Here is a 12015-nt window from a genome sequence, read left to right as displayed (position 1 = left end):
CGCTAAAGACAACAGAAAGTTGAACCATGTCTGAAAAGCTAGAAGGCATCGTATCTCCAGCAATTGACAACCTACTAAACAAGGTTGACTCAAAGTACGAGCTCGTAATTTTTGCATCAAAGCGTGCACGCCAGATCAACGACTACTACTCTGCACTTCACGAGGGTAGCCTTTTCAACAACGTTGGCCCATTGGTAGACGCAACCGTTGACGAGAAGCCACTCACCATCGCGATGCACGAGATCGACCAGAACAAGTTGGTCAAAACCGCTTCAGAGTAAAGAAGCCAAGGCTTAGCATGCATGTCGTCGTTGGAGTCACCGGCGGCATTGCTGCATATAAGGCCACTTCGCTCATCCGTGCTTTCACCGAAGCTGGTCACACAGTAAAAGTTATACCTACGGCAAACGCACTTCGGTTTATTGGCGCCACGACTCTAGAGGCTCTTTCTCACAACACAGTTGACCCTGATTTATACACGGATGTCGCTGACGTAAAGCATGTGCAACTTGGCCAAGAGGCAGACCTAATTGTGGTCGCGCCAGCGACAGCTTCGTTTCTTGCGAGGTATGCCGCGGGTATCGCCGACGACCTATTGGGTAGCACCCTTTTGGCTACTACGGCTCCGGTATTAGTTGCCCCCGCGATGCACAGCGAGATGTGGAATCACCAAGCGACCCAAGCAAATGTAAAAACCTTGCGTGAGCGCGGAGTGGACGTTCTTGAACCAGCAGTTGGTCGTCTAACCGGAGAAGATTCTGGTCCAGGGCGCCTACCTGAACCAGAAGAGATTTTCGCGGCTGCAATTGCTCTTCGTTATCCTCAGGATTTAGCTGGAAAACGAGTACTCGTTACAGCCGGCGGAACTCAAGAGCCAGTAGACCCAGTTAGATTCCTCGGCAATCGTTCGAGCGGCAAGCAAGGTGTTTCAATTGCGTTAGCGGCCCAAGCCCGTGGCGCTGAGGTAACCCTCATTGCCGCCAATTTAAGTGAATCTAGTTTAGGTCTGCGCGATGTAATTCGAGTGAGCACAGCCGATCAAATGCTCGATGCAGTGAATAGCGCTTTTGATTCCAGCGATATCATAATCATGGCCGCTGCCGTTGCCGACTTCAAAGCAGCTTCATATGAAGAGTCAAAAATAAAGAAGTCAAACCCGGTTTCGAATTATTCGATTGACTTGGTTCCGAATGTCGACATCTTGAAAAGTGTCGTCGAACGTCGTAACTCTGAAAACAAGCAGCAATTGATTGTTGGTTTCGCTGCCGAGACAGCTTCAAATGACGCCGAGCTAACCAAATTGGCCGAGATAAAACTTGAGAACAAGGGTTGTGACTTTCTCGTGGCAAACAATGTGGCTGGTGGCGCGATTTTTAACTCGGATCAAACCTCAGTTCTCATCTTGAACAATAGGGGCGAGGGCGTTGGTGCGCAGGGCTCGAAAAAACTTGTTGCACACGAACTTTTAGACTTCATCGTTCGCTAGTAGCTTGCTGCAGCTCTAGTTGTCTCAGTGAGCCGATATACTTGACCCATTATGAGCAAACTTCGCCTCTTCACCTCTGAGTCAGTTACCGAGGGTCACCCAGACAAAATCTGTGACCAGATAAGTGACACCATCCTCGACGCCATGCTTGAGCAAGATCAAAACGCTCGTGTTGCTGTAGAGACCATGGTCACAACCGGTTTGGTTCACGTTGCTGGTGAGGTAACGACTTCGGGCTATGTTGAGATTCCAAAATTGGTTCGCGAGAAGATTCGCGAAATTGGCTACACATCATCTGACATCGGTTTCGACGGAGACAGCTGCGGTGTGTCTATTTCAATCGGTCAGCAGTCCCCTGACATTGCTCAGGGTGTTGATGTTGGCTTCGAGTCTCGAGTCCAGTCTTCTGCCGACACCTATGACTCCCAGGGCGCTGGCGACCAGGGCATCATGTTCGGTTATGCCACAAACGAAACTTCAACCCTCATGCCTTCGGCCATCAACATCGCTCACCAGCTGAGTTCTCGTCTGGCTAGTGTTCGTAAATCGGGTGAAGTCGATTTCCTGCGCCCAGATGGCAAAACCCAGGTAACCATTGGCTATGAAGGAACCGTACCCAAGACCATTGAGTCAGTTGTGCTATCCACTCAGCACAATCCGGGCGTCACACACGCCCAGATTGTTGCAGCCATGCGTGATGTTGTCATCAACCCAATTCTCGAAACAACCGGTTTGGATTTCAGCGGAGTTGAACTGTTCATCAATCCGACCGGCAAGTTTGAAGTCGGCGGACCAATGGGCGACGCCGGTCTTACCGGAAGAAAAATCATCGTTGACACCTATGGTGGCGCGAGCCGCCACGGAGGCGGTGCATTCTCTGGAAAAGATCCGAGCAAGGTAGATCGTTCAGCTGCGTACGCAATGCGTTGGGTGGCCAAGAACGTCGTCGCCGCCGGGCTCGCTGACCGAGTAGAGGTTCAGGTTGCTTATGCAATTGGAGTAGCTCGTCCGGTTGGCTTGTATGTAGAAACTTTCGGAACCGGCCACGTTTCGGACGACCAGATCGTTGCCGCTATTGAGAACACCTTCGATCTTCGCCCGAAGGCAATCATCGAAGCCCTCGACCTTTTGCGACCGATTTATTCAAAGACATCTACCTACGGCCACTTTGGGCGCGAACTGCCTGAATTCACCTGGGAAGCAACCAACCGTGCGAGCGAACTGCGTTCATTCGTAGGCGCATAAACAATCAAATGACTCAATTGGTGGCAAGGGTTGTCATTGACTCACCCTTACCCCAACTAGATAGGGTTTTTGACTACCTAGTGCCAAACGAGATGGTTGCGTTGGTGAACCGCGGCAGCCGCGTATTAGTTCAATTCGGGCGGGGTCGCAGCCTTACTGAAGGTTTTGTTGTCGATTTGGTTGACGAATCTGACTACTCTGGCAAGCTTTCCGAAATCGAGAAACTAGTTTCTGAGGTACCGGCACTTACGGCCGACATCTACAAACTTGCGCGGGCAGTTGCAGACCGTCAGGTGGTTGCCATCAGCGACGTCTTGAAGTTAGCTGTTCCGACCAGGTCGGTAGCTGTTGAGAAGCGATGGCTAGATTCTCTAGCAGGCGATGCCTCGCTGTTTTTCGATCCGCCGGCCACATCGCTGGTCGATGAGTCAAGTTACCGCGAAACATCAATCATCAACCCCTCAACAGATGAGCGCGGCCCTGCATGGGCAATCGAACTCGTTCAGCGATGCACCCAGATGGTTCTCCAACGAAAATCTTCGATTGTTCTTCTTCCTGATTTCAGAGATCAAGCCGCATTCATCAAAGCGGCCGCCGGTACTCCGGTAGAGCCTTTGTTAGTTGACTACGCCGGCGATCAAACTAAATCCAAAAGATACGCAGCCTTCCTGAAAGCACTCTCACGCGAAGTTTCTATCATCGTGGGTAGTAGGGCTGCGGTTTATGCACCAGTTATGAATCTCGGTCTAATTGCGATCTGGGATGACGGTGACTCGAGCCATCTTGAGCAATCATCACCATATTCACACTCCCGTGAAGTCGCTCTAATTCGCCAGGTTCAATCCAATTGTTCAATCTTCTTCGCCTCGCATGTGCGTTCATCAGAAATCCAGCGACTTGTCGAGATCGGGTATCTGAGAGATAGCGTTCAAGTTTTTGAGCGCCCAACCTGCACTACCACCGACCAAAACGTCCGGGTTGATGGCCATGCCTGGCAAGCTATCCGTGACGGTTTGAAGACTGGACCGGTACTTATTCAGGTAGCTGGCAAAGGCAGTTCGGTTTCTGGATTTTGCTCGAATTGTTCGTCGCGTGCAACCTGCAATAAGTGCAATGGGCCAATTTGGCTAGATCGAAACAACCAAGTTCGATGCCGTTGGTGCAATCTGATCAATGCCAATTTTCACTGCCACGCCTGCGGCTCGACCAAGCTTAGGGGAGGCCGCGCGGGGACGATTCGAACACTAGAGGAGTTCGGAAGAGGGTTTCCCGGTGTCTTGCTGGTTGAATCGACCGGCGACCACAAAAAAGCATCGGTATCGAATCAGCCACAGATGGTTGTTGCTACGCCTGGGGCTGAACCAAGAGCCGAACACGGATACAGCGCTGTCGTCATACTCGACGCTCAACAGGCACTGGCAAAGGATTCACTTCGCGCTACGGAAGACGCTGTGCGAAATTGGGCGAATGCAATCGCACTTGGGGCAACCGGTAGCAAGTCTGTGATAGTTGGTCTGCACGGAGATCTTGCTCTCAACATGAGCGCATGGAACATGCAGGTAATTGCAGCAAAAGAATTATCGAGCCGCCGTGAGTTGCGATTCCCGCCAGCTGTGCGATTGGCGTCAATTTTTGCGGAACAAACAGTTTTGCAGGCAGTTTTGTCTGATTTGCAGCAAAACAAAGAAATCGAGATTCTGGGGCCTATCCCTGTTTATGAACGAGAAGTGCTGACGGGTTGGCGCGCCTTCGTTAGGTATGAGTATTCACAGGGCGAGAACCTGTCAAAAATCATGCGGTCATTGATTGCGGTGCATTCAGCTGGGCAAACTGCCTTTAGCTCCAAATCTGGTCGCGCAACAAGACCAATCCGCGTAAAAATGGACGACTCAGAAGTAATCTAGAGGCTGACAGATGAAAGGGTCCTATTGAAAATCGCCTTTGCAGGAACACCGCGCAACGCTGCGGAAACCCTGTTGGCACTTCATGAAATGGGATATGAAATCAGTGTGGTTATCACCCGCCTTGATGCCCCAATCGGACGAAAACGCCTAATGACGCCTAGCCCGGTAGCGCAGGTTGCTGAGGGTCTGAATATTCCCGTGGTTAAAACAAACCGCGTTGACGACTCGGCGCTTGGTGAAATCAACAAATTCGCTGCAGACCTTGGAGTAATCGTCGCCTACGGCGCTCTTTTGAACCGCAAAGCTCTTGACGCTTTGCCGCTGGGCTGGGTGAACTTGCATTACAGCCTGTTGCCATGCTGGCGCGGGGCTGCGCCCGTTCAACACGCACTTCTAAATCGTGACTCGATAACTGGCGTGACAATTTTTCAACTCGATGAGGGAATGGACACTGGCCCAATTTTTAGCCAGGTACCAACTGAGGTCAACCCGAATGAAAATGCCAGCGACCTTCTTGAAAGGCTTACTAAGTTGGGCGTTTCGGCCCTCGGTGAGGCTCTCCCGGCCATTTTCAGCGGACTTGCCAAACCGATTACCCAAGACCTTTCCAAGCTAGATACTTATCCACTTGCTACCAAACTAAGTCGTCAGTTGGCTCGAATTGACTGGTCGGCAGACAGTAGCAAAGTTGATGCTGTGATTCGCGCCATGAATCCTGAACCGATGGCATGGACAGAATTCGGTTCAGACTCCATCCGCATCTTGGCAGCGCGGCCATACTCAGTCGGCACCACCGATTCGACACCTGGATCGGTATTCAACTCAGATGACGCAATTGTGGTGACATGCGGAGATGGCTCGGCACTAGCAATCATCGAAGTGCAACCCGCCGGAAAAAAAGCGATGTCAGCCAGGGACTGGTACCGCGGTTTACCTAAGAACACGAAAGTAGTTTTCGCATAATGGCTCAACAAAAACGCAATGTATCAGCTCGCGAAGTAGCCATAAATCTGCTTTTGGCGGTAGAAAAAGATGACGCTTACGCTAACTTGCTATTGCCTAAGTTGCTTGACGACTCTGGCCTTGACACCCGTGACTCGGCATTTACACAAGAACTCGCTTTCGGCTCTTTGAGATGGCAACTTTTCTATGACCGGGTCGTTGAAGAGTGCGCCCAACGATACAGCGATGAAATCGACATCAACGCACTGGTATTTCTTCGACTCGGCGCCCATCAGATTCTCGGCATGCGAGTACCTTCACACGCGGCTCTCAGCGAAACTGTGGAGCTCGCCAAGCGTTATTTGAGCCGCGGCGCTGTGGGTTTTATAAACGGTGTGTTGCGAAGAGTTTCTGAGAAGTCTCGCGATCAGTGGCTCGAGGCAGTTCTTTCGGGTCTCGAAAACCCACACGAGCGACTGGCTGTTGAGTTTAGTCACCCAATTTGGGTAGTTCGTGCCCTAGAGCAAGCGCTGAAGCTAGATGGGCGTGAGTCAGAACTCAAAGATCTCCTTTTCGCAGATAACATCGCCCCATTGGTGAGTTTGGTTGCGCTGCCAGGTTTCGCAGACGAGCGAGATTTCGAGGGTCTAGAGGTTGGCCCAGCAAGCCCAATTGGAGCTCAGCTTGATTCGGGCGACCCGAACAACCTGCTCGCCTTCCGTGAAGGGCGAGTGCGCGTGCAAGATCAAGGCTCGCAGTTAGCAGCGTTGGCGTTAGTTGATGTTGAAAAAGTTCAACCAAATGAAAAATGGCTAGACATGTGTGCTGGCCCCGGCGGAAAGGCCGCCCTTCTTGCTGCTGAAGCCAAGTTAGCTGGTGCAACGCTGGTCTGTAATGAAGTTGCCCCGCACCGAGCAAAGCTTGTTCGCCAGGCACTTGAGCCGATTGCAGCAGATGTGAAAGTGACCGAACTTGATGGCAGAAGCATTGGAGAATCTCAGCCGGCCCTTTATGACCGAATCCTGCTTGATGCACCTTGCACTGGCCTAGGCGCCTTGAGAAGAAGACCTGAATCTCGCTGGAGAAAGCAACAGGCCGATGTGGCCGACCTCACCAAATTGCAAGAAGAGCTGCTGAGCAGCGCCTGGGACGCACTGAAGCCAGGGGGAGTGATGGCGTACGTTACCTGCTCACCTCACCTGGCTGAAACGAACGCTATTGCCGACTGGGCGTCGAAAAAACTAGGCGCTGAGCTAATGGATACAAACCGGGTGATTTCAAAGATTAATCCAAACTTGCATCTAAACAACTCACGTAAAACAACTCAGTTGTGGCCACACATTCATTCCACCGATGCCATGTTCATCGCGCTCATGAAGAAGTCATTAGGCTAAAAACATGAACGCCCGAATTAATCCGAGCATTTTGTCTGCCGATTTCGCTAACTTTCAGACCGAATTCGAGAGCATCTCTAACGCAGACCTAATCCATGTTGACGTGATGGACAACCACTTTGTTCCGAACCTCACCTTCGGCTTGCCCATGGTGCTGCGAATGCAGCAGATCACACCTAAACCTCTAGACATTCACTTGATGATTTCAAATGTCGACCAGTGGGCTTCGGGTTATGCCGAAACTGGGGCCTATTCAGTTACTTTTCACGCAGAGGCGTCTGAAAACCCGGTTGCACTGGCTCGAAAAATTAGATCCATAGGTGCCCGTGCCGGCGTAGCAATCAAACCAGGCACTCCAGTAGATGGTTTTCTCGACGATTTGCACGAGTTTGATCAGCTATTGGTTATGACGGTTGAGCCTGGTTTTGGCGGTCAGGCGCTAATTGAAACCACCTTGGATAAAGTTCGAGCCGCAAGACGAAAAATTGACGCTGAGAAGTTAGATATTTGGCTTCAGGTGGACGGCGGCATTGATGAGTCAAACATTGAGCGAGTCGCTGAACATGGTGCCGACACATTCGTAGCCGGCTCTGCCGTCTTCAAGGCGAGCGATCGTCAGGTGCAAATTGATCACCTTCGCGCTCTTGCCAATCAGGGGCTTTCCCACCGCCACTAGAGCCCTGCAAACACGGGGGATAGCACTAAACTAGGAGGTATGAAGTCCTTCGAACAATTACTCAACGAAATCGGTGAAAAGGCATCTGCTCGCCCGAACGGTTCTGAGACCGTCAAGTGGCTAGACGCGGGTGTGCACACCATCGGTAAAAAAATCGTTGAAGAAGCTGCCGAAGTATGGATGGCTGCCGAGTACGAGGGCAATGAGCGCACAGCTGAAGAGATCTCTCAATTGATTTACCATTTGCAGGTTTTGATGACAGCTAAGGGCATTAGCTTGCAAGACCTTGAAAAAAACTTTTAAACATTTCAAACGAGAGATTCCAATTGCTTAGAGTCGCAGTTCCAAACAAAGGCATTTTGTCAGAGTCAGCCATTCTGATGCTTAAAGAAGCTGGCTATACCGTTCGTCGCGATCCCAAAGATCTGCACGTAGTAGACGAAGCACACGGCATCGAATTCTTTTACCTGCGCCCTAGAGACATTGCAACTTACGTCGGTGCAGGTTCCCTTGACGTGGGCTTCACCGGGCTCGACTTGCTGCTTGACAGCAGATCAAAGGCACAATCGGTAGCTGACCTCGGTTTCGGCGGTTCAACATTTAGATTTGCCGGCCCAGTAGGAACTTTCAAGTCCATCGCCGACCTCGAAGGCAAGCGAGTGGCAACAGCCTACCCGCACCTTGTTGAAGATTTTTTGAAGGCACAGGGCGTAAATGTCGAGTTGGTTCAACTTGACGGTGCCGTTGAGGTTGCTGTTCGACTTGGCGTGGCAGATGCAGTCGCAGATGTTGTTTCAACTGGTAACACCCTTCGACAGGCTGGTCTTGAAATTTTCGGACCAGTTATTCTCGAGAGCTCTGCGCACCTGATTGTCGCGCCTAATGGTGCCAGCGAGCACCAGCAATTGCTGCGTCGCATGCAGGGCGTGCTGGTTGCCCGTGAATACGTTATCTTCGATTACGACTGCCCGACCGAACTGGTTGAAAAAGCATCAGCAGTCACACCAGGCATCGAATCTCCAACAGTGTCACCACTAAGAGACACCGATTGGGTGGCGGTTCGCGCCTTAGTCAAATCATCAGAGATCAATTCCAAGATGGATGAACTCTACGAACTTGGCGCACGCGCAATTTTAGTTAGCGCAATCCACGCCGCGAGAATCTAATGTCGCTTTCAATTCGAGTCATCCCTTGCCTCGATGTCGCGGATGGCCGCGTGGTCAAAGGCGTGAATTTTCTAAACCTTCGTGACGCTGGCGACCCGATTGAGCTTGCGGCTCGCTACTACCAGGATGGCGCAGACGAACTTACCTTCTTGGACGTTCACGCAACGGTAGATAACCGATCGACTATGTATGACCTTGTGACCGCCTGCGCTGAACAGGTGTTTATTCCGCTGACAGTTGGAGGCGGAATCCGCGCGGTTGATGACGTCGCGAAACTCCTCGGTGCAGGAGCTGACAAAGTTAGCGTTGGTTCGGCAGGCATTGCGAATCCACAGTTACTTTCAGATATCTCGACGAGATTTGGAAACCAGGTTTTGGTCATTTCACTCGACCTAAAGCGCTCGTCAAAAACTGAATCTGGCTTCGTTGTAACCACCCACGGTGGCCGACAGGAGACCGAGCTCGACGCTCTCGCTTGGGTTGCGCAAGCAATTGAACTCGGTGCCGGCGAACTTCTGGTTAACAGCATCGATGCTGACGGAACCCGTGCCGGATTCGACTCTGAAATGCTAGAGGCAATTCGAGCCATTTCTCCTGTTCCGGTGATTGCGTCCGGTGGAGCTGGCAAAGCCGAGGACTTTCCAGATGCAGCAGCAGCCGGTGCAGATGCAATCCTTGCCGCTTCGATTTTTCACGAGGGGTCAGTAAAAATCTCAGAGGCTAAATTGGCACTCAAAAATGCAGGCTACGAGGTGCGCTAAGAATGAACGATTCATTATTCAACTTGAAATTCAATGAAGACGGCCTTATCCCAGCAATCGTTCAAAGTTCCGAAACTGGTCGAGTTTTGATGATGGCTTGGATGAATGCCGAGTCACTTGCTCTCACCATTGAAACTGGCGAGAGCGTATTCTTTTCGCGATCACGTCAAGAGATTTGGCACAAAGGTGCAACTTCGGGTAACACCCAGAAGGTTCACAAAATTGAAGCTGACTGTGATGCCGACACCCTGTTACTCACGGTGACTGAGAGCGGTCCAGCCTGCCACACAAACGCCGATTCTTGCTTCGACGCTTCGACAATCTTCAGCGCGGGGGAGGAAGACCTCGGATGACCATCAATCAGTATTCTCTTGCAGAGGTAATCTCACTGGCGCAAAATCACCGGGTTATCCCAGTCATTCGCACTTTGGGCAAAGGTTCAGAAACACCGCTTTCGATTTTTGAAAAAGTAACTTCGAACCGGTCTGGCAGTTTCTTGCTTGAATCAGCGGAACAGGGAATTTGGTCACGGTACAGCTTCATCGGAGTCAACAACCGAGGAAACCTAATCAAGGGAGACAACGGAACCGTTTCATGGGTTTCTGATTCGCAAGAATCAGCTCTACCTAACGCAAATGAGCCGTTGGCTAGTGGCGCATTGGACGCCGTGGCTCAAATTCAGAAGGCTTGGTCAAGTAACTCAATTGAGAATCTTCCACCACTGACTTCAGGTTTAGTTGGCCTAATGGCCTGGGACCTTATTCGCGAGATTGAGAATCTTGGGCCAGCCCCGGCAAAAGATTATCCAAGCCCAACCTTGGCCTTGGCGATGTTCCGCGACTTGGTGATAGTCGATCACGAACAGGATGAAATTCTGCTGGTTTCGAACCTATTTGTGAGTGATGGAATCGACATTGCACAAATTTATAGCGAAGCTTTGGCGCGAATCGAAACCATGCTCAGCGACCTGAACTCAAGTTCTACAGTGACTGTTGGAGCGTTCGATTTTGCTGCAAACAGCGAGGCAAGTCACCGTGTAGCAAAAGAAGACTTTATCGAAAGCATCACTAACTCGAATCACTACGTTCGAATCGGTGACGTTTTTCAGGTTGTTCTTTCACAACGACTTGACCACCCATGCGCAGCAAGCCCGCTAGATGTCTACCGCGTATTGCGTGAGCTTAATCCGAGCCCCTATATGTACCTTCTCAATTTCTCGGATGAATCAGGACCATATGCAGTGGTTGGTTCATCACCTGAGGCGCTAGTCAAGGTAACTAACGGACACGCGGTAACTCACCCAATTGCTGGTTCGCGCCCGCGCGGATTGACTCCTGAGGCAGATGAGTCGCATGAAGCTAGCCTTTTGAACGACAATAAAGAAAAAGCCGAACACCTGATGCTGGTCGACCTTGCACGCAATGATCTTCTCAAGGTTTGCGAACCAAGTTCAGTTCGAGTGACTGAATTCATGCAGGTTCACCGATTCAGCCACATCATGCACCTTGTTTCAACAGTCGAGGGTGACGTAAAACCCGATCAAAGCCCCATCGACGTGTTCAAAGCAACTTTTCCAGCCGGCACACTTTCGGGAGCACCTAAGCCACGTGCCCTAGAAATCATTGACGAACTCGAACCGTCTAACCGTGGAATCTATGGTGGTGTAGTTGGTTATTTCGACTTCGCCGGAAACGCTGACCTAGCCATCGCAATTCGCACAGCGTTCATTCGCGACGGGGTCGCCCACGTTCAAGCAGGGGCGGGCTTGGTTCTAGATTCTGTTCCCGAATCTGAATACCAGGAGACAATCTCTAAGGCTGGGGCACCCCTCAGAGCAGTAATAATCGCAAACGCGCAGGTCTAGTAGTGAAAATCAAAAAACAAACGGCACTGGTGTTTTGGGTTGGCGCAATTATTCTCGTGTCTATTGCATGCTCTCAAACCTGGTTCACGCTAGCTATGGCGCCCAATGGAGAAACTGTTGAGCTGAAAAGTTTTGACGGATTCACAACCTATGCATTCATTTCTCCATTCCTGGTGCTTTCTGGTGCAGCAGCATTTACCTTCCTGTTTCTGCCTGGGGTTGCGAGACTGGTTATCGGTTCAATTGCCTCTCTCTTCACAGCTGCACTCCTAGCGCTTGTGACACTTGGCGTCGCAAAATCAGACATTTCTGCACTAAGTAGTGAGATTGAGGCAGCCACCGGAATCGCAACGGCTCACGGGCTGAAGCAAATCGAAACTACTGTCAGCTCAAGTGCATCCTTGGCTATCGTCGCCATTGCTCTGTTGCTGATTATTCAAGTCGGCGTCACATTCGCTTCCAAGAGCTGGCCTGCCCGGGTAGCTCGCACCGAGCTCCCAAGAACCGTGACCAGCGACGAAAATGACACAATCTCAATTTGGGATTCGCAGCGCTAGCCAGCCTCAATCACCGATTA

Annotated in this window: 13 protein-coding genes; all 13 read left to right on the top strand. The window is 51.0% G+C overall.

What is annotated here, in order from left to right; translation table 11 throughout:
* Nucleotides 1-26: 26 nt before the first annotated feature.
* The 13 genes from rpoZ to Q0L26_RS00725 are packed head-to-tail and all read left to right on the top strand — an operon-like array spanning nt 27 to nt 11995.
* Nucleotides 27-281: a DNA-directed RNA polymerase subunit omega gene (gene rpoZ / locus Q0L26_RS00785; protein ID WP_296646104.1), complete on the top strand. Its 255-nt coding sequence runs from the start codon at nt 27-29 to the stop codon at nt 279-281.
* 17 nt (nt 282-298) lie between these two features.
* Nucleotides 299-1486 carry a bifunctional phosphopantothenoylcysteine decarboxylase/phosphopantothenate--cysteine ligase CoaBC gene (gene coaBC / locus Q0L26_RS00780; RefSeq protein WP_296646102.1) on the top strand — a complete coding sequence of 396 codons (1188 nt, stop codon included), beginning with the start codon at nt 299-301 and terminating at the stop codon, nt 1484-1486.
* Nucleotides 1487-1537: 51 nt separating this feature from the next.
* On the top strand, nt 1538-2731 hold the full coding sequence (gene metK / locus Q0L26_RS00775; protein ID WP_296646097.1) for a methionine adenosyltransferase: 1194 nt from the start codon (nt 1538-1540) through the stop codon (nt 2729-2731).
* 8 nt (nt 2732-2739) lie between these two features.
* Nucleotides 2740-4635: a hypothetical protein gene (locus Q0L26_RS00770; protein ID WP_296646094.1), complete on the top strand. Its 1896-nt coding sequence runs from the start codon at nt 2740-2742 to the stop codon at nt 4633-4635.
* A 24-nt stretch (nt 4636-4659) separates the two neighbouring features.
* Nucleotides 4660-5598 carry a methionyl-tRNA formyltransferase gene (gene fmt, locus Q0L26_RS00765; protein ID WP_296646092.1) on the top strand — a complete coding sequence of 313 codons (939 nt, stop codon included), beginning with the start codon at nt 4660-4662 and terminating at the stop codon, nt 5596-5598.
* Nucleotides 5598-6971 (top strand): transcription antitermination factor NusB, encoded by a 1374-nt coding sequence (locus tag Q0L26_RS00760; RefSeq protein WP_296646091.1) that lies wholly within the window; start codon nt 5598-5600, stop codon nt 6969-6971. The genes fmt and Q0L26_RS00760 overlap by 1 nt, the downstream gene beginning before the upstream one ends.
* A gap of 4 nt (nt 6972-6975) precedes the next feature.
* Nucleotides 6976-7647 (top strand): ribulose-phosphate 3-epimerase, encoded by a 672-nt coding sequence (rpe, locus tag Q0L26_RS00755; RefSeq protein WP_296646088.1) that lies wholly within the window; start codon nt 6976-6978, stop codon nt 7645-7647.
* Nucleotides 7648-7686: 39 nt separating this feature from the next.
* Nucleotides 7687-7950: a phosphoribosyl-ATP diphosphatase gene (locus tag Q0L26_RS00750; protein WP_296646084.1), complete on the top strand. Its 264-nt coding sequence runs from the start codon at nt 7687-7689 to the stop codon at nt 7948-7950.
* Nucleotides 7951-7973: 23 nt separating this feature from the next.
* Nucleotides 7974-8813, top strand: coding sequence for an ATP phosphoribosyltransferase (hisG, locus tag Q0L26_RS00745; RefSeq protein WP_296646082.1), 840 nt, complete (start codon nt 7974-7976; stop codon nt 8811-8813).
* Nucleotides 8813-9574: an imidazole glycerol phosphate synthase subunit HisF gene (gene hisF / locus Q0L26_RS00740; RefSeq protein ID WP_296646080.1), complete on the top strand. Its 762-nt coding sequence runs from the start codon at nt 8813-8815 to the stop codon at nt 9572-9574. Before hisG ends, hisF begins: the two co-directional genes overlap by 1 nt.
* Nucleotides 9575-9576: 2 nt before the next feature.
* Nucleotides 9577-9927 carry a phosphoribosyl-AMP cyclohydrolase gene (gene hisI / locus Q0L26_RS00735; RefSeq protein ID WP_296646078.1) on the top strand — a complete coding sequence of 117 codons (351 nt, stop codon included), beginning with the start codon at nt 9577-9579 and terminating at the stop codon, nt 9925-9927.
* Nucleotides 9924-11438, top strand: a complete 1515-nt coding sequence (locus Q0L26_RS00730; protein ID WP_296646073.1) for a chorismate-binding protein — start codon at nt 9924-9926, stop codon at nt 11436-11438. The genes hisI and Q0L26_RS00730 overlap by 4 nt, the downstream gene beginning before the upstream one ends.
* 2 nt (nt 11439-11440) lie before the next feature.
* Nucleotides 11441-11995 carry a Trp biosynthesis-associated membrane protein gene (locus Q0L26_RS00725; RefSeq protein ID WP_296646071.1) on the top strand — a complete coding sequence of 185 codons (555 nt, stop codon included), beginning with the start codon at nt 11441-11443 and terminating at the stop codon, nt 11993-11995.
* Nucleotides 11996-12015: the final 20 nt, after the last annotated feature.

It is taken from the genome of Rhodoluna sp. (assembly GCF_024641065.1).
Classification (GTDB): Bacteria; Actinomycetota; Actinomycetes; order Actinomycetales; family Microbacteriaceae; genus Rhodoluna.
The sequence above is the reverse complement of the archived record's forward strand: the minus strand, read 5'-3'. Positions and strand labels throughout refer to the sequence as shown.

Bases quoted from the DNA above. Each gene is read 5' to 3' on its own strand.
- Q0L26_RS00770 (WP_296646094.1), top strand. From the start codon at position 2,740: ATGACTCAATTGGTGGCAAGGGTTGTCATTGACTCACCCTTACCCCAA.
- Q0L26_RS00730 (WP_296646073.1), top strand. From the start codon at position 9,924: ATGACCATCAATCAGTATTCTCTTGCAGAGGTAATCTCACTGGCGCAA.
- rpe (WP_296646088.1), top strand. From the start codon at position 6,976: ATGAACGCCCGAATTAATCCGAGCATTTTGTCTGCCGATTTCGCTAAC.
- rpoZ (WP_296646104.1), top strand. From the start codon at position 27: ATGTCTGAAAAGCTAGAAGGCATCGTATCTCCAGCAATTGACAACCTA.
- hisI (WP_296646078.1), top strand. From the start codon at position 9,577: ATGAACGATTCATTATTCAACTTGAAATTCAATGAAGACGGCCTTATC.
- hisF (WP_296646080.1), top strand. From the start codon at position 8,813: ATGTCGCTTTCAATTCGAGTCATCCCTTGCCTCGATGTCGCGGATGGC.
- coaBC (WP_296646102.1), top strand. From the start codon at position 299: ATGCATGTCGTCGTTGGAGTCACCGGCGGCATTGCTGCATATAAGGCC.
- Q0L26_RS00760 (WP_296646091.1), top strand. From the start codon at position 5,598: ATGGCTCAACAAAAACGCAATGTATCAGCTCGCGAAGTAGCCATAAAT.
- metK (WP_296646097.1), top strand. From the start codon at position 1,538: ATGAGCAAACTTCGCCTCTTCACCTCTGAGTCAGTTACCGAGGGTCAC.
- Q0L26_RS00750 (WP_296646084.1), top strand. From the start codon at position 7,687: ATGAAGTCCTTCGAACAATTACTCAACGAAATCGGTGAAAAGGCATCT.